This is a genomic window from Streptomyces sp. NPDC020489 (genome assembly GCF_044386545.1).
In the GTDB taxonomy this organism is placed as follows: domain Bacteria; phylum Actinomycetota; class Actinomycetes; order Streptomycetales; family Streptomycetaceae; genus Streptomyces.
Map to the genome: position 1 here is coordinate 178,535 of NZ_JBIRUZ010000015.1, position 26,253 is coordinate 204,787.

General features: G+C 72.0%; 27 protein-coding genes. 12 read left to right on the plus strand and 15 right to left on the minus strand.

Going from position 1 to position 26,253, the window contains the following annotated elements:
* The first annotated feature begins 208 nt into the window (after nt 1-208).
* Nucleotides 209-895, plus strand: a complete 687-nt coding sequence (locus tag ACH41F_RS33795) for a hypothetical protein (protein WP_398838913.1) — start codon at nt 209-211, stop codon at nt 893-895.
* Nucleotides 896-932: 37 nt separating this feature from the next.
* On the opposite strand, the gene ACH41F_RS33800 is transcribed toward ACH41F_RS33795, so the two are convergent.
* From ACH41F_RS33800 to ACH41F_RS33830, 7 genes are all read right to left on the minus strand, one after another.
* Nucleotides 933-1,364 (minus strand): hypothetical protein, encoded by a 432-nt coding sequence (locus ACH41F_RS33800; RefSeq protein WP_391240118.1) that lies wholly within the window; start codon nt 1,362-1,364, stop codon nt 933-935.
* 75 nt (nt 1,365-1,439) lie between these two features.
* Entirely contained in the window at nt 1,440-2,738 is a 1,299-nt protein-coding gene (locus ACH41F_RS33805) for an ArgE/DapE family deacylase (RefSeq protein ID WP_398838914.1), read from the minus strand.
* A gap of 217 nt (nt 2,739-2,955) precedes the next feature.
* A complete protein-coding gene (locus tag ACH41F_RS33810) occupies nt 2,956-4,368 on the minus strand; it encodes an ATP-binding protein (protein ID WP_391240124.1) in 1,413 nt (470 codons plus the stop codon).
* Complete coding sequence (locus tag ACH41F_RS33815; RefSeq protein ID WP_391240127.1) at nt 4,369-5,091, minus strand: response regulator; 723 nt, start codon at nt 5,089-5,091, stop codon at nt 4,369-4,371. It lies immediately after the preceding gene.
* A gap of 117 nt (nt 5,092-5,208) precedes the next feature.
* A complete protein-coding gene (locus tag ACH41F_RS33820; RefSeq protein ID WP_398838915.1) occupies nt 5,209-5,907 on the minus strand; it encodes a CE1759 family FMN reductase in 699 nt (232 codons plus the stop codon).
* Nucleotides 5,908-5,939: 32 nt separating this feature from the next.
* Nucleotides 5,940-7,028, minus strand: a complete 1,089-nt coding sequence (locus ACH41F_RS33825; RefSeq protein ID WP_391240133.1) for a CE1758 family FMN-dependent luciferase-like monooxygenase — start codon at nt 7,026-7,028, stop codon at nt 5,940-5,942.
* Between the two features lie 390 nt (nt 7,029-7,418).
* Nucleotides 7,419-8,309 (minus strand): NADP-dependent oxidoreductase, encoded by an 891-nt coding sequence (locus ACH41F_RS33830; RefSeq protein WP_398838917.1) that lies wholly within the window; start codon nt 8,307-8,309, stop codon nt 7,419-7,421.
* A gap of 122 nt (nt 8,310-8,431) precedes the next feature.
* On the opposite strand from ACH41F_RS33830, the gene ACH41F_RS33835 reads away from it, so the two are divergent.
* Nucleotides 8,432-8,854 carry a winged helix-turn-helix transcriptional regulator gene (locus ACH41F_RS33835; RefSeq protein ID WP_391240139.1) on the plus strand — a complete coding sequence of 141 codons (423 nt, stop codon included), beginning with the start codon at nt 8,432-8,434 and terminating at the stop codon, nt 8,852-8,854.
* On the opposite strand, the gene ACH41F_RS33840 is transcribed toward ACH41F_RS33835, so the two are convergent.
* Both ACH41F_RS33840 and ACH41F_RS33845 read right to left on the minus strand, forming a co-directional pair.
* Nucleotides 8,851-9,324 carry a MarR family transcriptional regulator gene (locus ACH41F_RS33840; RefSeq protein ID WP_391240142.1) on the minus strand — a complete coding sequence of 158 codons (474 nt, stop codon included), beginning with the start codon at nt 9,322-9,324 and terminating at the stop codon, nt 8,851-8,853. The genes ACH41F_RS33835 and ACH41F_RS33840 overlap by 4 nt on opposite strands.
* A gap of 125 nt (nt 9,325-9,449) precedes the next feature.
* Complete coding sequence (locus ACH41F_RS33845) at nt 9,450-9,914, minus strand: hypothetical protein (protein ID WP_391240145.1); 465 nt, start codon at nt 9,912-9,914, stop codon at nt 9,450-9,452.
* 96 nt (nt 9,915-10,010) lie between these two features.
* Here ACH41F_RS33845 and ACH41F_RS33850 point away from each other — a divergent pair, with 96 nt between their 5' ends.
* Nucleotides 10,011-10,346: a YnfA family protein gene (locus tag ACH41F_RS33850; RefSeq protein ID WP_398838921.1), complete on the plus strand. Its 336-nt coding sequence runs from the start codon at nt 10,011-10,013 to the stop codon at nt 10,344-10,346.
* A 15-nt stretch (nt 10,347-10,361) separates the two neighbouring features.
* Here the strand turns inward: ACH41F_RS33850 and ACH41F_RS33855 are convergent, their stop codons facing one another.
* Entirely contained in the window at nt 10,362-10,796 is a 435-nt protein-coding gene (locus ACH41F_RS33855; RefSeq protein WP_398838922.1) for an ester cyclase, read from the minus strand.
* A gap of 134 nt (nt 10,797-10,930) precedes the next feature.
* Here ACH41F_RS33855 and ACH41F_RS33860 point away from each other — a divergent pair, with 134 nt between their 5' ends.
* Nucleotides 10,931-11,707: an SDR family NAD(P)-dependent oxidoreductase gene (locus tag ACH41F_RS33860; protein WP_391240154.1), complete on the plus strand. Its 777-nt coding sequence runs from the start codon at nt 10,931-10,933 to the stop codon at nt 11,705-11,707.
* A gap of 25 nt (nt 11,708-11,732) precedes the next feature.
* Complete coding sequence (locus ACH41F_RS33865) at nt 11,733-12,989, plus strand: GNAT family N-acetyltransferase (protein WP_398838923.1); 1,257 nt, start codon at nt 11,733-11,735, stop codon at nt 12,987-12,989.
* Nucleotides 12,990-13,030: 41 nt separating this feature from the next.
* Here the strand turns inward: ACH41F_RS33865 and ACH41F_RS33870 are convergent, their stop codons facing one another.
* A complete protein-coding gene (locus tag ACH41F_RS33870) occupies nt 13,031-14,224 on the minus strand; it encodes an RtcB family protein (protein WP_391240160.1) in 1,194 nt (397 codons plus the stop codon).
* 184 nt (nt 14,225-14,408) lie between these two features.
* Here ACH41F_RS33870 and ACH41F_RS33875 point away from each other — a divergent pair, with 184 nt between their 5' ends.
* The 3 genes from ACH41F_RS33875 to ACH41F_RS33885 all read left to right on the plus strand — a co-directional run bounded on the left by ACH41F_RS33875 (nt 14,409) and on the right by ACH41F_RS33885 (nt 17,546).
* Nucleotides 14,409-15,212 (plus strand): DUF3558 domain-containing protein, encoded by an 804-nt coding sequence (locus ACH41F_RS33875; protein WP_391240217.1) that lies wholly within the window; start codon nt 14,409-14,411, stop codon nt 15,210-15,212.
* A gap of 123 nt (nt 15,213-15,335) precedes the next feature.
* A complete protein-coding gene (locus ACH41F_RS33880) occupies nt 15,336-16,184 on the plus strand; it encodes a DUF3558 family protein (RefSeq protein ID WP_391240163.1) in 849 nt (282 codons plus the stop codon).
* Between the two features lie 126 nt (nt 16,185-16,310).
* A complete protein-coding gene (locus ACH41F_RS33885; RefSeq protein ID WP_398838925.1) occupies nt 16,311-17,546 on the plus strand; it encodes a DUF2637 domain-containing protein in 1,236 nt (411 codons plus the stop codon).
* 77 nt (nt 17,547-17,623) lie between these two features.
* Here ACH41F_RS33885 and lysS read toward each other — a convergent pair whose 3' ends face one another.
* A complete protein-coding gene (gene lysS / locus ACH41F_RS33890; RefSeq protein ID WP_391240169.1) occupies nt 17,624-19,357 on the minus strand; it encodes a lysine--tRNA ligase in 1,734 nt (577 codons plus the stop codon).
* A gap of 338 nt (nt 19,358-19,695) precedes the next feature.
* On the opposite strand from lysS, the gene argS reads away from it, so the two are divergent.
* Entirely contained in the window at nt 19,696-21,459 is a 1,764-nt protein-coding gene (gene argS / locus ACH41F_RS33895) for an arginine--tRNA ligase (protein ID WP_391240172.1), read from the plus strand.
* Here the strand turns inward: argS and ACH41F_RS33900 are convergent, their stop codons facing one another.
* Nucleotides 21,460-21,885 carry an ATP-binding protein gene (locus ACH41F_RS33900; protein ID WP_398838927.1) on the minus strand — a complete coding sequence of 142 codons (426 nt, stop codon included), beginning with the start codon at nt 21,883-21,885 and terminating at the stop codon, nt 21,460-21,462. It abuts the gene before it with no gap.
* A gap of 113 nt (nt 21,886-21,998) precedes the next feature.
* Here ACH41F_RS33900 and ACH41F_RS33905 point away from each other — a divergent pair, with 113 nt between their 5' ends.
* Together ACH41F_RS33905 and ACH41F_RS33910 are read left to right on the plus strand one after the other, a co-directional pair.
* A complete protein-coding gene (locus ACH41F_RS33905) occupies nt 21,999-22,826 on the plus strand; it encodes a Scr1 family TA system antitoxin-like transcriptional regulator (RefSeq protein ID WP_391240178.1) in 828 nt (275 codons plus the stop codon).
* On the plus strand, nt 22,823-23,008 hold the full coding sequence (locus tag ACH41F_RS33910; RefSeq protein ID WP_391240181.1) for a DUF397 domain-containing protein: 186 nt from the start codon (nt 22,823-22,825) through the stop codon (nt 23,006-23,008). The genes ACH41F_RS33905 and ACH41F_RS33910 overlap by 4 nt, the downstream gene beginning before the upstream one ends.
* Here ACH41F_RS33910 and ACH41F_RS33915 read toward each other — a convergent pair.
* Nucleotides 23,005-24,357: an RNA polymerase sigma factor gene (locus ACH41F_RS33915; protein WP_398838929.1), complete on the minus strand. Its 1,353-nt coding sequence runs from the start codon at nt 24,355-24,357 to the stop codon at nt 23,005-23,007. The two genes, ACH41F_RS33910 and ACH41F_RS33915, sit on opposite strands and share 4 nt — an antisense overlap.
* 191 nt (nt 24,358-24,548) lie before the next feature.
* Here ACH41F_RS33915 and ACH41F_RS33920 point away from each other — a divergent pair, with 191 nt between their 5' ends.
* Nucleotides 24,549-25,328, plus strand: a complete 780-nt coding sequence (locus ACH41F_RS33920; RefSeq protein WP_391240187.1) for a DUF4253 domain-containing protein — start codon at nt 24,549-24,551, stop codon at nt 25,326-25,328.
* Nucleotides 25,329-25,354: 26 nt separating this feature from the next.
* On the opposite strand, the gene ACH41F_RS33925 is transcribed toward ACH41F_RS33920, so the two are convergent.
* Nucleotides 25,355-26,203, minus strand: coding sequence for an arylamine N-acetyltransferase (locus ACH41F_RS33925; protein ID WP_391240189.1), 849 nt, complete (start codon nt 26,201-26,203; stop codon nt 25,355-25,357).
* Nucleotides 26,204-26,253 lie beyond the last annotated feature (50 nt).

Here is a 26,253-nt window from a genome sequence, read left to right on the forward strand (position 1 = left end):
CCCGGGCGCGCTCGACGGCCCCCTGAAGGGCCGAGGTCACGGGCCTGATCGACAGTTTCGTGACAGTAGGAAGGTGACTCCTGTTCACCTTTGCGGGCTTGTGCGAGGGTGAACGCGCGGTGCCGAGTGGATCTTGACCGGGTCCCGGCCGCCGCACATGTCGGAGAGCGACCGGGGGACACCGTCGCTTACGGGGGAGCACTTCACCATGCCGTGGAATCGGCCTTACGGCGGCAGCGCAGCGAGCCGCCCCGTCATCACCGCCTTCGTGGCGCTCGCGGGAGTGGCCGCGGCGGTCCTGATCGGCCGGGAGGGCCTGACCACGGTCCCCGGCTGCGGGCTCGTGAGCGACCCGCACCCCTCGCAGACCGCGCGGGACTGGGTCACCCACGCCGACCATGTCGTCGTCGCCTCCCCGCAGCGTGAACGGGAGAGCAACCGGCGGGACTTCGCCTCGGGCCAGTACCGGTACCAGACCGACCGCACGGTGACCTTCCGCGTCGACGAGGTCCTGTGGTCCTCCACCGCGCGGCCGGACCGGCCGGTGGCCAAGGGCTTCGACATGACGGCCCCCGGCTGGCGGGTGTACCGGGCCAACGGCCACCGCGCCAAGCGCACCGCCGCCGACGCGCCCCGCCTGGAGATCGGCCACACCTATCTGCTCGCCCTGCGCTGGGGTCCCGAGGGGTGGAACGTGCTCGGCGAGGGCGCCGCAGTCCCCTTCGACGACGGTGTCGCCGACCGGGGCGAGTGGTGCGGGCGCGTCCTGTCCGAGGGGGACGTCGCCCGCGGCGAACTCTTCTCCCGCAAGGCCGACATCAGCCTCGAGAAGGCGATCCTCGGCGAGGACGCACGCACCGTGAAGAGCCTGCTGGAGCGCGCGGCCCGGAAATGACCACCCCGAACACCGACCCGGCGAAAACGCGACCCGATCAGGTCGTGAGCGCCGCCCGCCCGCGCCGAGCCAGGTACGCGTGCCGCCAGGCCGACAGGGCGAACACGGCCGGGAGTTGGAGCGTGAGCAGTGCGAAGAGCAGCATGACGAACGCGGAGTCGGCGGGCGGTCCGCCGTAGGTCACCGCCTCCGCGGCCGTGATGAGCAGCAGGACCAGGGCGTACAGGCCCGTGTCGACGCCCGCGGTGATCCAGCGTGATCCGGCGGGCAGCACCAGCCTGGCCTCGACCAGCACCACGATCGCGACCAGCGGGAAGGCGAGCCGCTCCGGGGAGAGGAGGGCAGCCGACACCTGGTCCCGCGTGGGCGGTTCGGTGTCCCAGAGGAGGTTGACGGCCTCACCCACCGCCAGCGAGACCAGCGTGACGATCGCCGCGTACGACACGGCGCTGCGCCAGGACGTGTGCATGTGCTGCTCCTTCCCCCCGTGAGGCCGGACAGGGCCTCACCCAGAAAGATCAGCGAACGGCCCCGGCGGTTCCCGTCACCTCGTCCCCACCGTGCCCATCGTGCCCACCGCCCCGGCCGTCCCGACCGTCCGCAGCACCGTCAGCGCCAGCGTCCGCGCCACCGCCACCACCTCCCGCACCGACACGTGCTCCCGGGCGCTGTGCGCGACCTGGATGTCCCCCGGCCCGAACTGAAGCGTCGGGATGCCGGCACCGGCGTACAGCCGCAGGTCGCTCCCGTACGACGCCCCGCGTTCCCTGAGCGGACCGCCCCCGGTGTCCGTGTGCGCGGCCCGGATCACCTCGGGCAGCGGGTGCCCCTCCGGCAGCCGGCCGCTCGCGAACTGCCCGCCCGGCCAGGTCACGTCGACCGGGTGGTCCCGCAACCAGGCGTCCTCGGCGCACACGTCGGCCACGCACCGCTCGAACGCGGCCCGCGCCACCGCCGGGTCCTCCCCCAGCCGTACCCCCAACCGCCCCTCCGCGACGAGCAGATCGGGCACGCTGCTCGCCCAGTCCCCGGCGTGCAGGGTGCCCACCGACAGGGCGTACGGGATGGGGTACTCGGCCATCAGCGGATGCGGGTCCCGGTTCCGCTCGGCCTCCAGTCGCCCGAGCGCACGGTGCAGCGGCAGATAGACGTCGACGGCGCTGACGCCCTGGTCCCGTGAACTGCCGTGCGCCGACCTGCCGTTGACGGTGAGCCGGAAGGTCAGCGCGCCCGCGTTGGCGGTGACCAGGGTCCCGGCGGTCGGCTCGGCGATGACACAGGCGTCGCCGCCGTGGCCCCGGCGCAGCGTCCCGAAGGCGCCGAGTCCGCCGTCCTCCTCCCCCACGACGAAGTGCACGGCGACCCGGCCCCGCAGCCGCGCCCCGCTCGCCCGGACCGCCTGGAGCGCGGCCAGTTCCGCCACCAGCCCGGCCTTCATGTCGCAGGCCCCCCGCCCGTGCACGACGTCGCCGACCACCCTGGGCACGAACGGGTCGCCCGCCCAGGCGCCGGGGTCCCCGGGCGGCACGACGTCCACATGTCCCTGGAGCACCAGCGTCGGCCCGTCGGTTCCGTCGTCGATGCGTCCGACCAGTCCCCACGCCTCGTCCCGGGGTGCCTCCGTGCCGGGGAAGTCCGGGTCGGCGCGCAGGGCGTCCAGGTCCATGGACCACAGGTCGACGTCGAGCCCGAGCCGCTCCAGCCGCCCGGCGAGGTGGTGCTGGAGCTCCGACTCGGCGGCGCTCCCGGTGACGCTGGGGATCGCGACGAGCTCGGTGAGCATCCGCCCGACGCCGGCCTCGTCGATCTCGTCCAGCGCGGCGGCCTCCTCGGCACTCAGCATGATGCCCCTCCCCGGTCGACGGCCCGTCCACGTGCTGCCCAGGCATACCTGCTCACCCCGGCGGCCTCGTACGCGGGGCGAGCCCGGACGACATCGCACCCGGGGTGTCCCCCGAGCCTGGACGACATCACACGCGGGGTGTCCCCCGAGCCCGAACGGCATCGCACCCGGGGTGCCCAGCAGGGCCCTGCATGTGGGGCGCGCCCCGGCGGGTGTCTCAGTCCCCGCCCACCGTGAACCCGATGATCGTCCCGCCCCCCTCTCGCCGTACCGCGAACGGCGCCCCGCCGTGCGCGAGGGCCACCTCCCGGACGATCGACAGGCCGAGACCGGAGCCGGGCAGGGAGCGGGCGTCGGCGGCGCGGTAGAAGCGGTCGAAGACGCGGACCAGGTCGCTGTCGGAGATGCCGGGCCCCCGGTCGAGGACCTCCACGCGGACCGTGCCGGGACGGGCGGGTCCGGTGACGGTGATCTCGATCGGCGCGCGGCCCTCCTTGTCGAACTTCGCCGCGTTCTCCACGAGGTTGGACACCGCCCGGGTCAACATCGCGGGCCGGCCGTCGGTGGTGGTGTCCCCGGCGGCGCGGACCACGACCTCCCGTCCGGTCCGGCGGCGCGCGAGCCCCGCCACGTCCTCGGCGATGTCGGCGAGGTCCACCCGTCGCGGCGGCTCGGTGTCGGACTGCCCGGCCGCCAGCTCGACCAGTTCGTTGACCAGGTCGGTCAGTTCGCGGGCCTCCTGGGAGAGGTCGGCGACCAGTTCGTCGCGGGTGTCGGGCGGCAGCTCGTCGATCCGGCGCAGCAGCGAGATGTTCGTGCGCAGCGAGGTCAGCGGGGTGCGCAGCTCGTGCCCGGCGTCCTGGACCAGGCGCCGCTGGTCCTCCTCCGACTGTGCGAGACGGCCCAGCATGCGGTCGAAGGCCCGGCCGAGGCGGCCCACCTCGTCGTAGCCGGTGACGGGCACCTGGATGCCGAGGCGGCGGGTGCGAGCGACGTCCTCCGCGGCCGAGGTGAGGATCACCAGGCGGCGGGTGATGCGCCGGGCCAGCCACCAGCCGAACAGTCCCGCCGCGACCACGACGGCCGCCATCAGGATCAGGGTGCGCTGCTGCAACGCCCGCAGCAGGTCCTCGGTGTCGCTGAACTCCTGCGCGACCTGCACCGCCCCCCGGCCGCCGCCCAGGGCGACGGTCGCGACGCGGTAGACGTCGCTGCCGACGTCGACGTCCTTGTGCTCGACCAGCTGCCCGGCCGTCGAGGCCGCCGCCACCCGGCGGTCGCCGCCGACGACGGGGAGCCCCGGGCTGCCGGGGTCGACGACCGTGCCGTCCGGTCCGAGGACCTGCACGTCGGTACGGGCCGGGCGCACGAGGTCGTGGCCGGGCTCCGCGGAGGAGAAGTCCTCCGGCGTCATGCTGTGCTGGCGCACCTCGTCCCGCAGGTCCTGCACGACCTCGTCGAACACGGACTGCTGGTCCACCCGGACCAGCCGGGCGGCGGCCGAGTACGACAGGATGCCGACCAGTACGGTGACGGCGGCCGTGACCGCCGCGAAGGACACCGCGAACGTGGTCGCGAGGGAGACGAGACCGGGCCGCCGCCAGTGCGGCAGCCGGGCGAGCCGGGCCACTCAGTTCTCCCGCAGCACGTAACCCACGCCGCGCACCGTGTGGATCAGCTGCGGGGCCCCGGGCTCGTCCAGCTTGCGCCGCAGGTAGCCGACGTAGACGGCGAGGTTCTTGGAGCCGGGCCCGAAGTCGTAGCCCCAGATCCGGTCGTAGATCGTGGAGTGGTCCAGGACGATCCCGCTGTTGCGCACCAGCAGTTCCAGCAGCTCGAACTCGGTGCGGGTCAGTTCCAGCTCCCGGCCGTTCCGCCAGGCCCGCCGCGCCTGCGGGTCCATGGTGAGCCCGGCCGCCTCCAGGTACCGCTCGGGCACCTGCGGCTTCGGCGCCTCGCTCGCGGGGCCGGGGGTGCCGTTCGCCCCTCCGGTGCGCCGCAGCAGCGCGCGCAGCCGGGCGAAGACCTCCTCGACGTCGAAGGGCTTGAGGACGTAGTCGTCGGCGCCCGCGTCCAGGCCCGCGATCCGGTCCGCGGTCTCCACCAGGGCCGTCAGCATCAGGATCGGCGTCCGGTCGCCCTCGGCGCGCAGCACCCGGCACACCTGGAGTCCGTCGATGCCGGGCATCATCACGTCCAGCACGAGCACGTCCGGCGGGGTGCGGTGTGCCTGGGCCAGCGCCTCGACACCGTCGGCGACCGCGGTGACCCGGTACCCCTCCAGGGTCAGGGCGCGCTCCAGGGCGTGACGGATGGCGCGGTCGTCTTCGGCGAGCAGCACGGTCTGAGGCACGCCTCCATACTGCCAAGCCGACCGCCGGATCAGCCGACCGAGCGACCCGACGATCAGCCTTTTTACCCCTCTCTCACCGTCACAGAGGCACCCTCGGGTACGCGGTCCCGCGCCGCGTCAGAGGGCCAGTGCCGCCAACTGCTGGGCGAACGGCACGACGTCGAAGCGGTCCTTGGCCCGGGCCGGGACGGCGCCCGCGACCGGGGTGGCCGCGACCGGGGTGGCCGCCCCCGCCCCGTCCGCCGGACGCCCCGCGTCCCGCCCCGCGTCCCGCCCCGGGAGCCCGATCAGCGCCGCCAGCTCCCCCGCGGCCCGTTCGACGCGGGCGTCCAGCCCTTCCGCGCCCCAGTCCTCCGAGGCGGCGTAGACCCCGGTCGGGACGACGACGGCCCGCAGGTGGGAGAAGAGCGGCCGCAGCGCGTGGTCCAGCACCAGCGAGTGCCGCGCGCTGCCGCCGGTCGCCGCGATCAGCACCGGCTTGCCGACCAGCGCGTCCTTGTCGAGGACGTCGAAGAACGACTTGAACAGTCCGCTGTACGACGCCGAGAACACCGGCGTGACGACGATGAGCCCGTCGGCCCCTGTCACCGCGTCCTGCGCGGCGGCCAGCTCCCGTCCGGGAAACCCGCTGGTGAGCTGGTGCGCGATCGGCACGGCGAGGTCCCGGACCTCGATGACCCGCACGTCGACGGCGGAAGGGCCGCTGCCCGGCTCCCCGGCCGGGGCCGCCCGTCGCACCGCCGCCGCCAGCCGATCGGCCAGCAGCCGCGTGGACGACGGCACGCTCAGTCCCGCAGAGACGACGACGATCTTCATACGGCGGTCTCCTTCTTCACTCAGGCCCTGATTCAGGCCTTCGCTCCGGCCTTCACCTCGGCGAGCAGGGACGCGTGGGTCGGCGCCTCGGGAACATCCTTCGCGCGGCCCTTCGCGAACTCCTCGCGCAGCACTGGAACGACCTCCTCGCCCAGCATGTCGATCTGCTCCAGGACGGTCTTCAGAGGCAGCCCGGCGTGGTCCACCAGGAACAGCTGGCGCTGGTAGTCACCGGCGTACTCGCGGAAGGCCAGCGTCTTCTCGATGACCTGCTCCGGGGAGCCGACGGTCAGCGGGGTCTGCTCGGTGAAGTCCTCCAGGGACGGCCCGTGCCCGTAGACCGGCGCGACGTCGAAGTACGGCCGGAACTCCCGTACGGCGTCCTGCGAGTTGCGCCGCATGAAGACGTGTCCGCCGAGGCCGACGATCGCCTGCTCGGGGGTGCCGTGGCCGTAGTGCGCGTACCGGGTGCGGTACAGCTCGACCATCCGCCGGGTGTGGTCGGCCGGCCAGAAGATGTTGTTGTGGAAGAAGCCGTCGCCGTAGTACGCGGCCTGCTCGGCGATCTCGGGCGAGCGGATGGAGCCGTGCCAGACGAACGGCGGTACGCCGTCCAGCGGGCGCGGCGTCGAGGTGAACCCCTGGAGGGCCGTACGGAACTTGCCCTCCCAGTCCACGACGTCCTCGCGCCACAGCCGGCGCAGCAGGGCGTAGTTCTCGATTGCGAGGTTGATGCCCTGGCGGATGTCCTGGCCGAACCAGGGGTAGACCGGCCCGGTGTTGCCGCGGCCCATCATCAGGTCCACCCGGCCGTCGGCCAGGTGCTGGAGCATCGCGAAGTCCTCGGCGATCTTCACCGGGTCGTTCGTGGTGATGAGGGTGGTGGCGGTGGAGAGGATCAGCCGCTCGGTGCGCGCGGCGACGTAGCCGAGCATCGTGGTCGGCGACGACGGCACGAAGGGCGGGTTGTGGTGCTCGCCGGTGGCGAAGACGTCGAGCCCGACCTCCTCCGCCTTCAGCGCGATGGCGACCATGGCCTTGATGCGCTCACGCTCGGTCGGCGTCCGCCCCGTGATGGGGTCGGGCGTGACATCACCGACGCTGAAGATCCCGAACTGCATGACCGCTCACCCTCCAGGTTGTTTACCGTTCAACTATACCCCCGCAACCACCCCACCCCTCCCCCTATTCCAACCCCCACAGAAACCCGCCCACCCACCAAGGAAGGCGCACCCCCACCCACCCAGGGGCGCGGGGAACTGCGCACCCAGCCACAACAAACCCGCACCCACCCCACGACCCCACACCCCACCCACCCAGGGGCGCGGGGAACTGCGCACCCAGCCACAACAAACCCGCACCCACCCCACGCCGCAACCCCCACCCACCCAGGGGCGCGGGGAACTGCGCGCCCAGCCCCAACAGACCCGCACCCGCCCCGCGACCCAACACCCCACCCCACTAGGCGCCCGGCACCAACACCCGGCCAGGAACCCGGCACCCACACCCGGCTAGGAACCCGTCACCAACACCACCCGCCCCCGAACCCCACCCCCCGCAAGCCGCGCATGCGCCTTCACCGCGTCCTCCAGCGCAAACGTCTCCGCCACCCGCAGGGTCAGCACCCCCTCATCCACAAGCCCCACCAGCTCCGCGAGCCGCGCCCCGTCCGCGGCAACCTCGACGGCCCCCGTCCGAACCCCCCGCACGGACGCCGGCTGGGCCTGCGGGATCACCCCCACATACGCACCCCCGTCCCGCACCCACTCCAGCGCCGCCTCCCCCAGCACCGCCGCGTCGAGCACGGCGTCGAACCCCCCGCGCCCCGAGGCGACGAACTCCGCGGCACCCAGCGACCGTACGAGCTCCTCGTCCCCCTCCCGGGCCAGCCCGGACACCGAGATCCCGCGCCGGGCGGCCAGTTGGACGGCGAACCCGCCGACCGCCCCGGCGGCCCCGGTCACCAGCAGCGACTGCCCGGACTCCAACTCCAGCAGATCCAGGGCCTGTACGGCGGTCAGCGCGTTCAGCGGCAGGGTCGCGGCGTGTATCGCGTCGACCGTCCGCGGCGCCAGCGCCACCGCGTCCGCGTCCAGGACGACGTACTCGGCGTGGCTGCCCAGCGGCGTGACCATGCCGTAGTGCAGCCCGACCACCTCGTCGCCGACGCTCCAGGCGCTCGCCACGCCGGTCGCGTCGACGGTCCCGGCGACGTCCCAGCCGAGGCCGATCCGCTTTCCCGCGCCGCCGAAGACGCCCTCCCGGATCCCCACGTCCACGGGGTTCAGGGCGGCGGCCGCCACCTTGATCCGGACCTGGCGCGCGGCGGGCTCGGGCACCTCGGTCTCCACGACCTCCACGGCCTCGGGACCGCCGAACGTGTTCACCACAGCAGCACGCATGACAACTCTCCTGGATCTGTTGGGGTTTGGGGCGATCGCCCCACTGCCCACAACCCTAGGAAGAGCTACTATCTATTCGTAAGTAGTTACCTGGAAGTGCCTAAGCATCCCGGAGGTGAGTCATGGCGACCATGACCGCGGCCCAGCGGCGCGAGCAGGCCCGCGCCGAGTACGACGCGTTCATCCGCGGCTGCCCCACCAACCAGCTCCTGGACCGGCTCAGCGACAAGTGGGTCAGCCTCGTCGTCTCCGCGCTCTCCACCGGCTCGATGCGCTACAGCGACCTGACCCGGAAGATCGCCGGCGTCAGCCCCAAGATGCTCACGCAGACCCTGCGCGCCCTGGAACGCGACGGCATCCTCGCCCGTACGGTCACCCCGTCCGTCCCGGTCCGCGTCGACTACGAACTCACCCCGCTCGGCCACAGCCTGGCCGTCCTGCTGACCGCGGTGAAGGCCTGGGCGGAGACCCACATCGAGCAGGTCCACGAGGCGCGCGAGCGCTACGACACCGCGGACCGGCGACCGACGCCGGTGACCGGCTAGAGCTCCCCCGCCCGCAGCCGCTCCACTTGATCGGCGCTGAAGCGGGTCGTACGCCTCATGTGCTCGATGATCAACGCGAGTTGACCGTCGCCGAGGTCGTCGAAGAGGGCGTTGTACCCGCCTCCCAGCCGGTCCCACACCCGCCTCAGCTCCGCGAGCCTCTCCGGCACGGTCGCCACCAGCACCCGCCGCCGGTCCACCGCGTCCCGCTCCCGCACCACGTACCCCGCCCGCTCCAGCCGGTCCACCAGCCGTGTCGCCGACCCGGTCGTGAGCCCGGTCAGCTCCGCGACCCGCCCGGTCGTCACCGGGCCGCCCTCCAGCGCCAGCAGGTTCAGACACTGCAGGTCGGTCGGGTGGACCCCCAGATGGTCCGCGACGGCCTGGTTGAAGAGGGCGTACGAGGCCATGTACCGGCGCGACACGGTGGCCAGCTCCTCCAACAACCGCTCACGCGCCGTGCCCGCCATCCCGTGCCACCCTTCGTCTGCGCCGTGCAGAGATCGTACGACGCACCCCCGGCACGCCCTCCCGGCCTACAGCGGGCGCCCTCCCGGCGCGGCAGCGGCACGCCCTGCCGGTCGGCTGCGGCCCGTCAGAAGTGGTACGCGTCCCCGGTGTCCAGCACCAGCACCCGCTGGCGGTCGTTGAGCCGGTTGCGGTCCACCGCCCCGCCGCTCCACACCGTGTCGATCCCCAGCAGCACCTCGGCGGGCGCCCCCCGCATCCGCACCCGCATCCCGATCTGCTCGCCCAGACCGTCGGCGGCCAGCGCCCCCACCCGGCACAGCACCACCCGCGCCCCCGACCGCGCGCACCCGGTCGGCAGTTCCTGCCGGTCGGCGAGCGGCTGCGACCAGTGCAGCCGTACCGTCACGTCCGGTACCGCGGAGGGACCGTGGTTGCGCGGGGTGAACCGCACCTCCACCTGCCCCTCGGTCATCACCGCGAGGCCGTGATAGGACAGATCGGCCTCCGGCCGGTCGGGGGTGGCACCGGCGACCGGCGCCCCGGCACCGACCGCCAGCACGGCCGCGACGCCCACAGCAACAACCCGCATACCGCACTCCTCACTCCGGGGTGGTCGTACGCACGGATGTATCCCACGCGAAGCCGACGACAGGCGCCGTGGCACCCGTATGGCAGGCTGCGGACCATGTTCGTGCTGCGCTCGGCCGGTCTCTTCGTCCTCGCCGCCCTCTTCGAGATCGGCGGCGCCTGGCTGGTCTGGCAGGGCGTGCGCGAGCACCGGGGCTGGCTGTGGATGACCGGCGGGGTGCTCGCCCTCGGCGCCTACGGCTTCGTCGCCACCTTCCAGCCGGACGCCCCTTTCGGCCGCGTCCTCGCCGCGTACGGCGGGATCTTCGTGGCCGGCTCGATCCTGTGGGGCGTGGTCGCGGACGGCTACCGACCCGACCGCTGGGACCTGGCGGGCGCGCTGATCTCCCTCGTCGGCATGGCGGTCATCATGTGGGCACCCCGGGGGGACTGAGCGGTTCGGGGCCGGTCACGACGGCTCGTCCGGCAGCAGCCCCAGCTGCCCGAGGAACTCCATCTCGTCGAAGTAGAGCCGGTAGTCCACGATCCTGCCGTCCCGCACCGTGGCGATGTCCACGCCGCGGATCCTGATCTCCTTCTGCGTCGCGGGGAGCGTCTCCCCGGTGGGCAGCTGGATCGGCCCGGTGTTCCGCCCGCTGAAGACGCCCTCGTCGATGGCCGTGTCCCCGGCCTCGTAGGCGTGCAGCGTCTCGAACCGCGCCTCCGGCACCGCCTCCGTCATCTGCCGCCAGTACGCGACGATGCTGTCCCGCCCGCGCAGCTCCCCCTCGTCGGGCGTGAAGGCGACCGCGTCCTCCGCGTACAGCTCGGCGATGGCCTTCAGGTCCGGGTGCGTGGTCAGCGCGTCGGTGAGCCGGTCCATGACCTCGCGTGCTTCTCCCATGGTCCACCTCCGGGAAACAGAGGATCACCTCCTCGATTCTCCCACCGAACCGGGATACGGACAGCTCCGGGAGGTGCCCCGCACTCCGCCTATCCTGGCCGGAGCCTGTCGTCCGCACGCCCGAGGAGCAGCCCATGGCCACCGCCGCACCGTCGCCCGCGTCCCGCATCGCCGTCGTCACCGGTGCGAGCAGCGGGATCGGCGCCGCCACGGCCCGACAGCTCGCCGCCGCCGGGTACCGCGTCGTCCTGACCGCCCGCCGCAAGGACCGTATCGAGGCCCTGGAGGCGGAGATCACCGCGGCCGGGCACCAGGCGACGGCGTACCAGCTCGACGTCACCGACCGGGCCGCGGTCGACGAGTTCGCGAGCGCCTTCAAGACCGTCGGCGTGCTGGTGAACAACGCGGGCGGCGCGCTCGGCGCCGACCCGGTGGCCACCGGCGACCCCGCCGACTGGCGCACGATGTACGAGACGAACGTCCTCGGCACCCTCAACGTCACCCAGGCCCTCCTGCCGAAGCTGGTGGCGAGCGGCGACGGCACGGTCGTGGTCGTCTCCTCCACCGCCGGCCACGGCACCTACGAGGGCGGCGGCGGTTACGTCGCCGCCAAGCACGGCGCCCACGTCCTCGCCGAGACCCTCCGGCTGGAGATCGTCGGACAGCCGGTCCGGGTCATCGAGATCGCCCCCGGCATGGTGAAGACGGAGGAGTTCGCCGTGACCCGCTTCGGCGGCGACAAGGAGAAGGCCGAGAAGGTCTACGCGGGCGTCGCCGAGCCCCTGACCGCCGACGACGTCGCCGAGACGATCACCTGGGCCGTCACCCGCCCCAGCCACGTCAACGTCGACCTGCTGGTCCTGCGGCCCCGCGCCCAGGCCTCCAACACGAAAATCCACCGGGAGCTGTGACCCACCCGACGTAGGGTCACGGACCGTGGACAGACATGTGGCCTTCGACGGCCTGCACAACTTCCGTGACCTGGGCGGCTATCCGACGACCGACGGCCATCGGGTCCGTCCGGGCCGCCTCTACCGCGCCGACTCGCTCGGCAAGCTGACCGAGGGCACCCCCGACTGGAGCCGCTTCCTGTCCCTCGGCATCGGCACGGTGATCGACCTCCGCCACGGCTGGGAGATCGAGGGACGGGGCCGCGTGCCGTCCGACCCGTCCTTCGCGTACGTCCACCTCGGCATCGAGCACCGCCCCTACGACCAGGCGGCATTGGGCGCGGACGTGGACCCCGGCCCCTACCTCGCCGAACGCTTCATGGAGGTCGCCGAGGACGGCACGAAGGAGATCCGCCGAGCCCTGGAACTGATCGCCGGGGCGGAGCGGCCCCTGGTCTTCCACTGCGCCTCGGGCAAGGACCGCACCGGTGAGCTGGCGGCCCTGGTCCTCGCCCTGCTCGGCGTCGACGAGGCCACGATCATCGAGGACTTCAGCCTCACGGAACTGGCGACGCCCGCACTCCTGGCGGACTGGAGGGCCCGCAACGACGGCGCCGCCCCGAACTGGCCGGCCTACGCCCGCGCCCCCGAGGCGGTGATGCGCCTGTTCCTGCGGCAGCTGAACGCCCGCTACGGCTCGGTGGAGGGCTATGTCGCCGACGCCCTCGGCATGGACGCCGCGGACCTCACCGCGAGACTCCGCGCCGGCCTCCTGGAACCGACGCCGGCCACCCGGCCACCCCTCACCTACCGCCGGGCCACCCCCGAGGACGCCCCCGCCCTGGTCCGCCTCCGTGACTCCGTCGCCCTGTGGATGCTGGCCCGCGGCATCGACCAGTGGAAGCCCGGCGAGAAGGACGAGGCCCACTTCCGGCGCCGCATGGCGGAGGGCGAGGTCTGGCTGGCCCACTGCGACGGCCACCTCGCGGGCGCCTACGAACTCTGGTGGACCGACGAGGCCGCCTGGGGCCCGCGCCCCGCCGACGCCGGCTACGTCCACCGCCTGATGACGACTCCCCACACGGCGCCCCCGGGCACGGGCCGCGCCCTGCTGACCCACGCGGAGTCCCGCATCACCGCGGCCGCCCTCCCCCACGCCCGCCTGGACTGCCTCGCCACCAACCCCCGCCTGCGCGCGTACTACGAGGCGGCGGGCTACCAGGTGGTCGGCGAACAGCCCGCGAAGGACGGCGGCACGGGCAGCCCGTACGCGGTGACCCTGCTGGAGAAGCGGCTGGGATGACACGGCGAGGGGCCCGGGCCGCACCGGCCCGGGCCCTTCGGTCAGCCCTTCACGCAGACGACCTGCTTCAGCTTCGCCACGACCTCCACCAGGTCCCGCTGCTGGTCGATGACCTGGTCGATCGACTTGTACGCGCCCGGGATCTCGTCCACGACGCCGGAGTCCTTGCGGCACTCCACGCCCCGCGTCTGCTCCTCCAGGTCCTTGGTGGAGAACCGCCGCTTGGCCGCGTTGCGGCTCATGCGCCGACCGGCGCCGTGCGAGGCGGAGTTGAAGGCCTTCTCGTTGCCGAGACCCTTCACGATGTACGACCCCGTGCCCATGGAGCCCGGGATGATCCCGAACTCACCGGAACCGGCCCGGATCGCGCCCTTGCGGGTCACGAGCAGGTCCATTCCGTCGTAGCGCTCCTCGGCCACGTAGTTGTGGTGCGCGCTGATCTCCGGCTCGAACGTCGGCTTCGCCTTCTTGAACTCCTTGCGGATCACGTCCTTCAGGAGCGCCATCATGAGCGTGCGGTTGTACTTCGCGTACTCCTGCGCCCAGAACAGGTCGTTGCGGTACGCCGCCATCTGCGGGGTGTCCGCGATGAAGACGGCGAGGTCGCGGTCGACCAGGCCCTGGTTGTGCGGCAGCTTCTGGGCGATGCCGATGTGGTGCTCGGCGAGCTCCTTGCCGATGTTCCGGGAACCGGAGTGCAGCATCAGCCAGACGGAACCGGTCGTATCCGTGCACACTTCGACGAAGTGGTTCCCGGAGCCGAGCGTTCCCATCTGCTTCCCGGCGCGCTCGTGACGGAACTTGACCGCCTCCGCCACCCCGTCGAACCGCCCCCAGAAGTCGTCCCACCCGGCGGTCGCCAGCCCGTGGAACCGCCCCGGGTCGACGGGGTCGTCATGCATCCCGCGCCCCACCGGGATCGCCTGCTCGATCTTCGACCGCAGTCGGGACAGGTCCCCGGGCAGGTCGTTCGCCGTGAGGGACGTCCTGACCGCCGACATCCCGCAGCCGATGTCGACGCCCACCGCCGCCGGGCACACCGCCCCCTGCATCGCGATGACGGAGCCGACCGTGGCGCCCTTGCCGTAGTGCACGTCGGGCATGACCGCGAGGCCCTTGATCCAGGGCAGGGTCGCGACGTTCCGGAGCTGCTGGAGGGCGACGTCCTCGACGGTCGCCGGGTCGGTCCACAGACGGATCGGGACCTTCGCGCCCGGCATTTCCACGTACGACATATCGTCCTCATTCCCCCGGATGTGATCAAAAGTCTTACATCGCAAAACCGGCGCCAAGGTCAACGAAAGGGACAACGGACCGGCGTCCACGGCTGTGCGTGCGATACACATGGTGCCCTGGGGACACCCCCGCGCGGCAAGCGAATAACCAGCAGCGATGATTCAGCACCGAGAGGAGCCGACCGTGCAGCGGAAGGCGTACGTACCCGGCGCCGCGGCGCTTCTCGTCGCGTTGCTGGCCGGCTGCTCCGGCGGCTCGGGCGGCGGTGACATCGAGGACGACGCCAACCCCGGCGGCCCCGGCACCGCGTCCGCCGTGGCCGAACCCGGCCGGTACCGCACGCTCCCGGAGCCCTGCCGCACGGTCGGCCAGAGCACCCTCGACACGCTGCTGCCCGGCATCCCGCAGATCGCGGACGAGACGCAGCGCGAGAAGGCGTACGAGGGCGAGCCGACGGTCACCTTCGACACGGACCGCAAGGTCGGCTGCCGCTGGAAGGTCGAGTCCACGGACGCGACGGACCGGCTGCTCGTCGATCTGGAGCGGGTGGTCTCGTACGACACCGCGGTGAGCGACGACAGCAAGGCGGAGGCGCTGTTCGGGCAGATGCAGGAGGCCGCCGACCTCCCCGAGCCCCTGGCCTCGGAGCCGGTCCTGTCCGGCGTGAGCCCCTCCGCGTCCCCGAGCGCGTCCCCCTCCTCCACCTCCTCCACCTCCGACGACGCCCCCAGCGCCACCCCCTCCGATCTCCAGCCGCGCCTCCTGGACGACCTCGGCGACGAGGCGTACCTCGACGACGCGTTGAGCAGCTCCGGTTCGACGACTCGGCAGCGCACCGTGACTGTGGCGTTCCGCACGTCGAATGTGATCGTGACGATCGTCTACGAGGAGCAGCCGGCGACCGTCGGCGCGGTCCCGGACAGCGAGGAAATGCAGGACAGGGCACGGAAACTGGCCTCTCAGCTGGCGGACGCGCTGGCGGGCTGAGGGCCGCCCGGGCGGGTCGGCAATGGAGGCGAACCAGAGCCGCACCGGTGTCCCACCGCGTACCGTGGCCCCTCGGACCCGTCCGACCGCAGGAGCACGAGCAGCGTCATGAGTGAAGGAACCATGCAGCGAGCAGCACAGCGAGACAACGGTGGCAGGCGCACGAACCGGCTCAACCGCGTTCTTCTCGGCGCGGCCGCAGTCCCGGTGATGCTGGTGGCGGCCGGCTGTTCCTCGGACTCCGGCTCGGACGACGCGGGCGGCGCGAAGAGCGCCGAGACCTCGGTCTCCGCGAGCGCGTCGCCGACCGTGCAGGCGGCGGCGTACAGCTCGCTGCCGGACGCGTGCGACACCCTGTCGAAGGACACGCTCGGCGATCTCGTGCCGAAGGCCTCCAAGTCCGGCAAGCAGGGCACCTCGGATGATGTGGCGACGCGCGGCAGTTGCTCCTGGTCGAGCCTGGACAACAACGGCGTCAAGGGCTCCCAGTTCCGCTGGCTGAACGTCTCGCTGCTGCGTTTCGACTCCGACGCCACCCGCGGCGAGGGCGACAAGCTCGCGCAGGAGTACTTCGACAAGCAGGTCCAGGACGCCCAGGCGGTGGAGGGCGCGAAGGACGCCAAGGCCGCGCCGGTCACCGGTACCGGTGAGGCGGCGACGCTGGTGACGTACGAGCTGAAGAAGAAGGAAGGCACCTTCAAGCAGCAGACGCTGGTCACGCGCGTCGAGAACGTCGTCGTCACCATCGACTACAACGGCGCCGGTCTGGCCGGTGACAAGTCGCCGAGCGCCGACAGCCTGGCGAAGCTGGTGAAGAAGGCGGCCAAGGAGGCGGTGGCCTCGGTGACCGAGGCGAACGAGGGCGGCGGCAAGGCCGGTTCGGCCAAGCCGTCGCAGTCCGCTTCCGGGTCAGGCACCAAGTCCCCCTCGGCGTCCGCCTCCCCGTCCAGTTCGGCGGCGAAGAAGGCCTGACGTCCGGGCCGACGAGGACCGCCGGAAGGCTGACGTCCACTACCGGCCATCCGTGCGCCGCACACATGTGCCACTCTGTTGCGCGCAACAACACGCAAGGGGAGGGGAGTACGGGTGGCCGCGCCAATGCAGCTGACTCGGACGCACCGCGTTCTCATCGGCGTGGTCGTGTTCGGCGCAGTGATCATCGCCGGCATCGGCTTCGCGGGTTCCTACGCGGCGGTCCGTGAACTGGCCCTGCAGAAGGGCTTCGGCAACTTCAGTTACGTCTTCCCGATCGGTATCGACGCGGGCATCTGTGTCCTGCTCGCGCTGGACCTCCTGCTGACGTGGATCCGCATACCGTTCCCGCTGCTGCGGCAGACGGCGTGGCTGCTGACGGCGGCCACGATCGCCTTCAACGGCGCGGCGGCCTGGCCGGATCCGCTCGGTGTGGGCATGCACGCGGTGATCCCGATCCTGTTCGTGGTCTCCGTGGAGGCCGCCCGGCACGCCATCGGCCGGATCGCGGACATCACCGCCGACAAGCACATGGAGGGCGTCCGCCTCACCCGCTGGCTGCTCTCGCCGGTGCCGACGTTCCTGCTGTGGCGCCGCATGAAGCTGTGGGAGCTGCGCTCCTACGAGCAGGTCATCAAGTTGGAGCAGGAGCGGCTGGTCTACCAGGCGCGGCTGCGCTCCCGCTTCGGTCGCGCCTGGCGCCGCAAGGCCCCGGTGGAGTCCCTGATGCCGCTGCGCCTGGCCCGCTACGGCGTCCCGCTGGCGCAGACGGCCCCGGCGGGCCTGGCGGCGGCGGGCATAGAGCCCGCGCTGCTGCCGCCGGCGCCGCAGCCGGAGGCCGTGGCCCCGGCCCCGCAGCGGGCCGTGGAGGCGCCGCCCGCCCCGCAGCGGCAGACGGCCCCCGCTCCCGAGCCGGAGTACGAGCCGGTCCCGGAGGAGAGCCCCTGGTTCCAGACTCCTCAGCAGATCGAGTACCAGGGCGACTACGACCCCGAGTACGACCCGGACCAGTACGCCCAGTGGTACGCGGAACAAGAGCAGGCCGAGGCGTACCAGCAACGGCAGCAGCCGACGTACGCCGAGCCCTCCCCGGAGGAGACCGGCAGCTTTCCCATCCCGGTGAGCCCGAGCCGCACGCGTGAGCTCGGCGAGGGCGGCGGCAGCCCGGAGCCGGACGAGGAGGCCTACTACCAGGTCTTCAAGAAGTCGATAAGCGGCAGCGGCTACCCCACGCCGCGTGAGTTCAGCGAGAACGTCGAGGCCGAGTTCAGCCTGTTGCTCCCGCCGGACGAGGCCAAGCGCATGGTCAACCGCTTCACCAACCGCTACAACGCGGAACTGGAAGAGGACCACATCGCCTGACCAGCCTCCTCCCGTACGACGACGGGGGCGCCCGGTGATCTCACCGGGCGCCCCCGTCGTCGTTCGATGACCGGCGCCTACGCCCCGAGCAGGTTCCGCACCCGCTCCTGGCCCACCGCCAGCAGCAGTGTGGGCAGTCGGGGACCGGTGTCACGGCCCACCAGCAGGTGGTAGAGCAGCGCGAAGAAGGTCCGCTGGGCGGTCTTGATCTCCGGCGGCAGCTCCTTGGGCGTCGCGTCCGCGGAGAACCCGGCCTGCACCTTGGGCACCCCGTAGACGAGGTGGGTCAGCCCGTCGAGCGACCAGTGGTCGGCGAGGCCCTCCAGCAGCAGCCGCAGGGATTCCGCCGACGCCTCGTCCAGGGACTTCAGCAGCTCGGTGTCGGGCTCGTCGCGCACGATGGTCCGCTGGTCGGCGGGCACGTGCGTGTTGATCCACGCCTCGGCCTTGTCGTACCGCGGCCGGGCCTCGGCCAGGGACGTCAGCGGGTCGGCGGGGTCCAGCTCGCTGAGGATGCGCAGCGCCTGGTCCTCGTGCCCGGCGGTGATGTCCGCGACGGAGGCCAGCGTCCGGTACGGCAGCGGCCGGGCGGTCCGGGGCAGCTCGCCGCCGGCCGTGCGCACCGCGCGGGAGTGCGCGGCGGCGTCGGCGGGCAGCGCGGACCCGTCGGCGACCTTGGCGTCCAGCTTGTCCCACTCGTCGTAGAGCCGCTGGATCTCCTGGTCGAAGGCGATCTTGAAGGACTGGTTGGGGCGGCGGCGGGCGTACAGCCAGCGCAGCAGCTGCGGCTCCATGATCCGCAGCGCGTCGCCGGGGGTCGGCACACCGCCCTTGGACGACGACATCTTCGCCATGCCGCTGATGCCCACGAAGGCGTACATGGGCCCGATGGGCTGCTTGCCGCCGAAGATCCCGACGATCTGCCCGCCCACCTGGAAGGAGGACCCGGGGGACGAGTGGTCGACGCCGCTGGGCTCGAACACGACGCCCTCGTACGCCCACCGCATCGGCCAGTCGACCTTCCAGACCAGCTTGCCGCGGTTGAACTCGTTCAGCCGAACGGTCTCGGAGAAGGCGCAGGCGTCGCAGGTGTACGTCAGCTCGGTGCTGTCGTCGTCGTACGCGGTGACGGTCGTCAGGTCCTTCTCGCAGTTGCCGCAGTACGGCTTGTACGGGAAGTACCCGGCCGACCCGGAGGAGCCGTCGTCCTCGTCCGCGGCGCCGGAGCCCTCGGCGGCCTCCAGCTCGGCCTCGTCGACGGGCTTCTGCGACTGCTTCTTCGCGGGAGCCTTCTTGGTCCGGTACTGGTCGAGGATCGCGTCGATGTCCCCGCGGTGCCGCATGGCGTGCAGGATCTGCTCGCGGTACGCCCCGGAGGTGTACTGCGCGGTCTGGCTGATCCCGTCGAACTCGACCCCGAGCTCGGCGAGCGCCTCGACCATGGCGGCCTTGAAGTGCTCGGCCCAGTTCGGGTGCGCGGACCCCTTCGGCGCCGGCACCGAGGTCAGCGGCTTGCCGATGTGCTCGGCCCAGGAGTCGTCGATGCCCGCGATGCCGGCCGGCACCTTGCGGTAGCGGTCGTAGTCGTCCCAGGAGATCAGGTGCCGGACCTGGTGGCCGCGGCGCCGGATCTCGTCGGCGACCAGGTGCGGGGTCATGACCTCGCGCAGGTTCCCGAGGTGGATCGGCCCCGAGGGGGACAGTCCGGACGCGACGACGACCGGTTTGCCCGGGGCCCGACGCTCCGACTCCTCGATGACCTCATCCGCGAAACGGGAGACCCAGTCGGTGGTCTCGGTGCTCTGAGCCACGGGGCACGTCCTTCTCTCTCCTGAAGCAGCCGGTACGGTCTCCGGCCGACCCGGCCATTCTCCCAGCAAGCCCGCCAACAAGGAAAACGCCTTAAGCCCTCACCCCCGACAGACGGCGCAGCCGCCTTCCCGCCGCGCGGGCGCGACAACCCCCGATAGGCGGCGCAGCCGCCTCCTTAGGGGCGCGGGGCTGTATCGACATGCGGCTCCGCCGCGCGGGCGCGACAAGTTCCCACCGGCCCCGCACCCGGCATCGATACGGAAAAACCCCTTTGCGCCCCCGTGGGATACTGACGGGCACTGTCAATCCGGCCCCGACCAGAACGGCACCCACACCCATGGCCCCGGTCAAGTCCCTCACCGCTTCCGTAGAGCAGCAGCTCACGTCCGCGATCTCCGCCGTCCTGCCGGAGACCGACGTCGACCCGCTCCTCCGACGCAGCGACCGGGCCGACTACCAGGCCAACGGCATCCTCGCCCTCGCCAAGAAGAACAAGGCGAACCCGCGCGAGCTGGCCACGGACGTCGTCGCCCGCGTCACCACCGGCGACGTGATCAAGGACGTCGAGGTCTCCGGCCCCGGCTTCCTCAACATCACCCTCACCGACCGGGCGATCATCGAGACGCTCGCCGCCCGCGCCGCCGACGGCGACCGGCTCGGCGTCCCCCTCAAGGACAACCCCGGCATCACCGTCGTCGACTACGCCCAGCCCAACGTCGCCAAGGAGATGCACGTCGGCCACCTCCGCTCCGCGGTGATCGGCGACGCCCTGCGCTCCATGCTCGACTTCACCGGCGAGCGGACGATCGGCCGGCACCACATCGGCGACTGGGGCACCCAGTTCGGCATGCTCATCCAGTACCTGTTCGAGCACCCCGGCGAGCTGGCCCCGGCCGACGACGTCGACGGCGAGCAGGCCATGTCGAACCTGAACCGGGTCTACAAGGCCTCGCGCGCGGTCTTCGACGCGGACGAGGAGTTCAAGGAGCGCGCCCGCAGGCGGGTCGTCGCGCTCCAGTCCGGCGACAAGGAGACGCTGGAGCTCTGGCAGCAGTTCGTGGACGAGTCGAAGGTCTACTTCTACTCCGTCTTCGAGAAGCTGGACATGGAGATCCGGGACGACGAGATCGTCGGCGAGTCCGCGTACAACGACGGCATGCCCGAGACCGCCCGCCTCCTGGAGGAGATGGGCGTCGCGGAACGCTCCGACGGCGCGCTCGTGGTCTTCTTCGACGAGATCCGCGGCAAGGACGACCAGCCGGTCCCGCTGATCGTGCAGAAGGCGGACGGCGGCTTCGGCTACGCGGCCTCCGACCTGACCGCGATCCGCAACCGGGTCGTCGACCTGCACGCCACCTCGCTGCTCTACGTCGTCGACGTACGCCAGTCCCTGCACTTCAGGATGGTCTTCGAGACGGCCCGCCGCGCCGGCTGGCTGACCGACGAGGTCACCGCGCACAACATGGGCTACGGCACCGTGCTGGGTGCGGACGGCAAGCCGTTCAAGACCCGTGAGGGCGAGACGGTCCGCCTGGAGGACCTGCTCGACGAGGCCGTGGAGCGCGCCACGGCCGTGGTCCGCGAGAAGGCCGAGAAGGTGGGCCTGACCGAGGAGGAGATCGTCGAGAACGGCCGGTACGTCGGCATCGGCGCCGTGAAGTACGCGGACCTGTCGACCTCGCCGAACCGTGACTACAAGTTCGACCTGGACCAGATGGTCTCGCTGAACGGCGACACCTCGGTCTACCTCCAGTACGCGTACGCCCGGATCAGGTCGATCCTCCGCAAGGCCGAGGGCGCGGGCCCCGTCGCCCACCCGGAGCTCGAACTCGCCCCGGCGGAGCGGGCCCTGGGCCTGCACCTGGACGCGTTCGGCGAACTGCTCGCGGAGGCGACGGCGGAGTACGCGCCGCACAAGCTGGCGGCGTACCTGTACCAACTGGCGTCGCTGTTCACCTCGTTCTACGACCAGTGCCCGGTGATCAGGCCGCGCCCGGCACAGGAGGTCGTGGAGAACCGGCTGCTGCTGTGCGACCTGACGGCCCGCACCCTCCACCAGGGCATGGCCCTGCTGGGCATCCGGACGCCCGAGAAGCTCTGACTAGCTGAGCGCGACCCCGGCAGGGTGGACGAACTCGCACCACACCACCTTGCCGGGGTTGCGCTGTCCCACACCCCACTTGTCGGCGAGCGCCGCGACCAGGAACAGCCCGCGGCCACCCTCGCCGTCGCCGGGCAGCTCCGAGACGTACGGCTCCCCGCCCCCGCTGTCGTGCACCTCGACCCGCACCACACAGCCGTCGTAGCGCACCCGCAGCAGGAACCCCCGTCCCGGCGGCGCCCCGTGCACGAGCGCGTTGGTCGCCAGTTCGCTCACACACAGCGACACGTCGTCGGCGCGCTCCCAGTCGGCCAGTTCCCAGTACGTCAGCGACCACCGGGCGAACCGCCTGGCCGCGGCGACGGAACGGCGGTCCCGGGCGTAGAACTGATCTCGCTGGTAGGGGATTTGCCTCTCGTCGTTCACGGGAAGAATGTCGCGCAGGGTCACCGGTCGGCAGCAGCGAGTGGACCCGTACAGTTTTTTTGTACGGGCTCTCCCCCGGTGACGTACGGGTGCCCTGGGGGATTGAGACCAGCATGAGCGCGAAGAAGCCGCCGCGGCCGAAGAACCTGACCTCGATGAAGATGCTGGGCAAGCAACTGGGCGCGGCTCGCCGCGTCGCGGGCTACACGCAAGCCGCCCTGGCCGAACTCGTACGGGTCGACGACGAGACACTCGCGTCGATCGAGCAGGGCAGAAGGGCCCTGAAACCGGACCTCGCGGCCCGCCTGGACGACGCGCTCCAGACCAAGGGGATGCTGTCCGTGGGGGTGGCGAACCTGCCGGAGATCGACCAGTTCCCGATGTGGGCGGAGCTGTACATGGAGCATGAGCGGGAGGCGATCGCGCTGTCCCTGTATGCCAACCAGGTACTGCCGGGCCTGCTCCAGACACGGGCGTACGCGGAGACGGTGCTGCGGGAGCGGGTTCCGGCACATGGCGAAGGGGAGATCCAGACGAAGGCGGCAGCCCGCATCGAGCGGCAGGAGATCATGCAGCGGGAGACTCCGCCCACGCTGAGCTTCGTGATCTGGGAGCCGGTCCTGCATCTGGGCATCGGGGGTCCCGAGGTGCGAGCCGAACAACTCGACCATCTGCGCGCCTGCGCTGAACTCCCTTGCGTGTCCATCCAGTTCCTGCCCGCCGGGAGCCCCTCGCACGCCGGCCTCGACGGTCCCTTCGTCCTCCTGGAGACCGCGGACCACCAGCACCTGGCCTACATCGAGGGCCAACGCGGCAGCCAATGGGTTTCCGACGCAGATGAGGTGTCCAGGCTCGCGCGCAAGTATGCGATGCTGCGAGCACAGGCCCTGTCCCCCTTGGAGTCCAAGGGCCTGCTGGACCGTCTGCTAGGAGAGCAATGAGCACCGAGGCACTTCAGTGGTTCAAGTCGACCTACAGCGGCAGCGAAGGCGGCGAATGCCTCGAAGTCGCCCACGCCGAGAACACGGTCCACGTCCGCGACTCCAAGACGCCCGACGGCCCCACCTTCCAGGTGAACGCGACGGCCTGGACGGCCTTCCTCGCCGCCGCCCCGGTCGGCTAGGACCGAACTCCCGTCCCGGAGCGGCCCGTTCCTCCGGGTCGGCGTCCCAGTACGTACACGCGTGAGAAGGGCGCCGTCTCCGCTGACCGCTTCCGCAGGGCCTCGATGTCCGTGCCCGGCGGCCACTTGGTCCCCTCGGACCAGTGAATGCCGGTCAGGGCGGGGTCGTTGGGGCGGGCGGCGGTGAGATCCGCGTCGGTGAAGTCGTCCAGCGCGCCGTCGAGGAGGGCGAGGACGAGGTCCTCCGGGGCGGCGAGACCGAGGCGGTGGGCCGCTTCCAGGGCGACCGCGTCGGCGAGGGGACGGGCGTCCCGTTCCAGGCCCCGGACCCGGTCGGCGTTGCCGGAGCGGGCGGCTTCGTCGAGGGCGGCGGCGACTTCGAGGGCGTGGTCGCGGCGGAGGGCGGCACGGCCGAGGTCGTGGACGAGGGCGCGGGCGAAGACGCTGGCGAGGGCGAGGACGGCCCGGACCTCGCGGGTGGGGACGGCGTCGAGGTCGAAGGTGCGGGCGCGGGCGAAGTCCCGGGCGAGTCCGACGTACCGCTCGCCGTGGCCACCCCCGGCGTCCCGGGCAAGGTCGTCGACGAGGACGAGCGCCCGTACGAGCAGCTCACCGACGACACAGGCGGCGATCACGGGGTCCTTGCGCAGGGCCAGCCGCCGCTCGGCGGGGAGCGCGCGCAGGGTCTCGGCGACATCCGCCTCCACCGGCCACGGCGGCTCCACGGGCCCTGCCGCACCGGGATCCGCCGTACCTGGGTCCGCCGTACCGCCTTCGGCGTCGGGCGCGAGCCCCGGGCCGGGTACGGCGTCCTCGGGCCCCCGGGCCAGCTCCCGCACCTCGCGCAGCCCCGCGTCCACGTCGAGGAACCGGGACAGCCGGTCGAGCGCCCCGCCGTGTCCGCGCCGCTTCCGTGACCCGGCCTCGGCGGCCTCAGGCCGGTGCGGCAGGCCGGAGACCACGGGCCCCTTCTCGACCGGGCCCTTCTCCTCCGGGCCCTCCCCCGGCCCCTCCTCGGCCCGCATGACGTGCCGCAGGAACACCTGGTAGGCGACCTGGTAGGCCCAGCTCGCGGGGGACTTGATGTCCCGCCACTGCCGGTAGGCCCCGACCATGGTGTCCCGCACGAACTCACCGGCCCGGTCGACCGGCGCGCCCTGGTGGACGAGATACGCGGTCAGCCTCGGCACGCAGGCGCGGTAGAAGCGGCCGAACGCCTCCTCGTCCTCGGACGACAGACCGTACGACGGGTACCCGCCCCGCTCCTGCGGGACCCCCGCGCCCCCGCCGACCGGCAGCGGCTTGCTGGCGTCCCCGTCCTCGTCCACCGGCGGGCCCGGGTCCGTCACGCCGTCTCCCTCCGGTCGGGGTCACACTGGCAGCGTGCCCGTTCCCGCGCACGGCGTCTGGCCCACCGTAACCTCAACTCCTGTCCGGACAGGACGATCACGGCAATCCCCGGCCCCACGCGCCCCACGTGCACCACGGATCGCGCGATCTTCGCGGGCCGTTGTCAGTGGCGGCCCCTACAGTCGTCGCCATGGCAACACTCCCGAACCCGCTGCCGAGGCTGGCCGACCTCGGTCTCGCCCTCCCGCCGGGCAAGTTGATCGACATGACCGTCGAGGGCCGCTGGTCCGAGCCCCTGCTCTGGCTGGCCGACGACCAGGCGACCCCGGGCACCTGGTCCGTCCTCCGGCGGGCGGCGCGGGCGGTGGGTCTGCTGCCGGTGCTGGTGGACACCGGGCGGGGCCATGGGGGCCCTGCGGAATGGGAGTTGACGCCGGGCGAGATGTCCTATCCGGGTGACCATGACCCGGAGGAGGTGCTGGCCGACTTCTGGGAGGCGTGCGGCACGGAAGAGGAGGGTGCCTGGCCCGGCCTGGCGGAGCCGGGCCCGGCGTCCGCCGCCACCGACCCGGACGCGGTGGCGAGCGGTATCGCCGACGACCTCTGCGCGGGCGGCGGTCCGCTCAAGGAACCCCGCCCGGCCCTGGTCCCCGCCCGCCGCAGCGCGGACATCCCGACGGCCGTCGGCTGGTCGGGCGCGGTGAACCACGACCAGGACACGGCCCGCCTGAGCTCGGTGCTGCGCTCCTGGGAGGACCGCTTCGGCACCCGGGTCGTGGCGCTCGGCTTCGACCACCTCGTGCTCTCCGTCGCGGCCCCGCCCAGGACGCTCCCCGAGGCGGAGGCGGTGGCCGCCGAGCACTTCGCGTTCTGCCCGGACACCCTCTGGCAGGGCACCGACCCGACCCTGGAGGCGTACGCCGCCCGCCAGTTGCCCGACCAGCCGGTCTGGTCCTTCTGGTGGGACTGAGGAGGCCCTGGAGGGACCGGGACGTCCTAGAGGGACCGGGGGGCGCCGCTCCGCGGGTCCGGGGGGACGTCGATCCCGAACTCCTCGGCCAGCAGCCGTGTGACCTCCTCCTCGGCCACCTCCCGCTTGCTGACGGTGCCGTCGGGGGAGGTCACGATCAACTCGCGGCCGGACAGGAGCACATGCCGGTCACCGTCCAGACGCTGCACGTACGGGCGCTGGGTGAACGGCGAGCGGGGACTGGTCGCGACGAACCAGTTGAACACCTCGAAGTCGGGCGCCTCGGCAGGGTCCAGGGTGAAGGCGTACTGCCGCCGCCAACCGCCCTCCCACGCCGGGCCCGGCTCGAAGCCCTCCAGCACCCACAGGTCCAGCGGCCCCCGGTGCGTGACCCGCACCAGCCGGTGCCGCCGGCCCGCCCCCTCGAACTCCTCACCGGCCACCACCGGGATGGGCTCCAGCAGCGCGCCGACCGCCCCGAAACCGACGTCGGCGAGGTAGGGCCGGGTCTCCCCCGCCACCTCCACCAGCAGGGTCATATGGGTGCGCGGACGGCTGAACAACCCGTCCGCGCCGACCAGGACACGCGCCGACAGCCGGGTCACCCCGAACCCCAGTGCCTCCAGGGCGGTCAGGAAAAGGGTGTTGTGCTCGTAGCAGTAGCCCCCGCGCCGGCCGCGGACCAGCTTCTCCAGTAGATCACCGGGTTCGAGCGAGGGCGCCGTACCGTGCACGGCGTCCAGGTTCTCGAAGGGGATCGTGCGCGCGTGCGCGAGGTGCAGCCCCCGCAGGGTCGCCGCGTCGGGGACCCTGCTCCCTTCCCACCCGATCCGGCCGAGGTACGCGTCGAGGTCGAACTCCACTGTGTCGGACATGCCTCAACCCTAGGCACACGGCCCCACCCCGTCGGCAGCCCCCGGCCCCA

What these genes read in the sequence shown, in the direction of transcription:
- ACH41F_RS33795 (WP_398838913.1), top strand. Translation starts at nt 209, where the DNA reads ATGCCGTGGAATCGGCCTTACGGCGGCAGCGCAGCGAGCCGCCCCGTC.
- ACH41F_RS33800 (WP_391240118.1), bottom strand. Translation starts at nt 1,364, where the DNA reads ATGCACACGTCCTGGCGCAGCGCCGTGTCGTACGCGGCGATCGTCACG.
- ACH41F_RS33805 (WP_398838914.1), bottom strand. Translation starts at nt 2,738, where the DNA reads ATGCTGAGTGCCGAGGAGGCCGCCGCGCTGGACGAGATCGACGAGGCC.
- ACH41F_RS33820 (WP_398838915.1), bottom strand. Translation starts at nt 5,907, where the DNA reads ATGAAGATCGTCGTCGTCTCTGCGGGACTGAGCGTGCCGTCGTCCACG.
- ACH41F_RS33825 (WP_391240133.1), bottom strand. Translation starts at nt 7,028, where the DNA reads ATGCAGTTCGGGATCTTCAGCGTCGGTGATGTCACGCCCGACCCCATC.
- ACH41F_RS33830 (WP_398838917.1), bottom strand. Translation starts at nt 8,309, where the DNA reads ATGCGTGCTGCTGTGGTGAACACGTTCGGCGGTCCCGAGGCCGTGGAG.
- ACH41F_RS33835 (WP_391240139.1), top strand. Translation starts at nt 8,432, where the DNA reads ATGGCGACCATGACCGCGGCCCAGCGGCGCGAGCAGGCCCGCGCCGAG.
- ACH41F_RS33840 (WP_391240142.1), bottom strand. Translation starts at nt 9,324, where the DNA reads ATGGCGGGCACGGCGCGTGAGCGGTTGTTGGAGGAGCTGGCCACCGTG.
- ACH41F_RS33845 (WP_391240145.1), bottom strand. Translation starts at nt 9,914, where the DNA reads ATGCGGGTTGTTGCTGTGGGCGTCGCGGCCGTGCTGGCGGTCGGTGCC.
- ACH41F_RS33850 (WP_398838921.1), top strand. Translation starts at nt 10,011, where the DNA reads ATGTTCGTGCTGCGCTCGGCCGGTCTCTTCGTCCTCGCCGCCCTCTTC.
- ACH41F_RS33855 (WP_398838922.1), bottom strand. Translation starts at nt 10,796, where the DNA reads ATGGGAGAAGCACGCGAGGTCATGGACCGGCTCACCGACGCGCTGACC.
- ACH41F_RS33860 (WP_391240154.1), top strand. Translation starts at nt 10,931, where the DNA reads ATGGCCACCGCCGCACCGTCGCCCGCGTCCCGCATCGCCGTCGTCACC.
- ACH41F_RS33870 (WP_391240160.1), bottom strand. Translation starts at nt 14,224, where the DNA reads ATGTCGTACGTGGAAATGCCGGGCGCGAAGGTCCCGATCCGTCTGTGG.
- ACH41F_RS33880 (WP_391240163.1), top strand. Translation starts at nt 15,336, where the DNA reads ATGCAGCGAGCAGCACAGCGAGACAACGGTGGCAGGCGCACGAACCGG.
- ACH41F_RS33885 (WP_398838925.1), top strand. Translation starts at nt 16,311, where the DNA reads ATGCAGCTGACTCGGACGCACCGCGTTCTCATCGGCGTGGTCGTGTTC.
- argS (WP_391240172.1), top strand. Translation starts at nt 19,696, where the DNA reads ATGGCCCCGGTCAAGTCCCTCACCGCTTCCGTAGAGCAGCAGCTCACG.
- ACH41F_RS33905 (WP_391240178.1), top strand. Translation starts at nt 21,999, where the DNA reads ATGAGCGCGAAGAAGCCGCCGCGGCCGAAGAACCTGACCTCGATGAAG.
- ACH41F_RS33910 (WP_391240181.1), top strand. Translation starts at nt 22,823, where the DNA reads ATGAGCACCGAGGCACTTCAGTGGTTCAAGTCGACCTACAGCGGCAGC.
- ACH41F_RS33920 (WP_391240187.1), top strand. Translation starts at nt 24,549, where the DNA reads ATGGCAACACTCCCGAACCCGCTGCCGAGGCTGGCCGACCTCGGTCTC.
- ACH41F_RS33925 (WP_391240189.1), bottom strand. Translation starts at nt 26,203, where the DNA reads ATGTCCGACACAGTGGAGTTCGACCTCGACGCGTACCTCGGCCGGATC.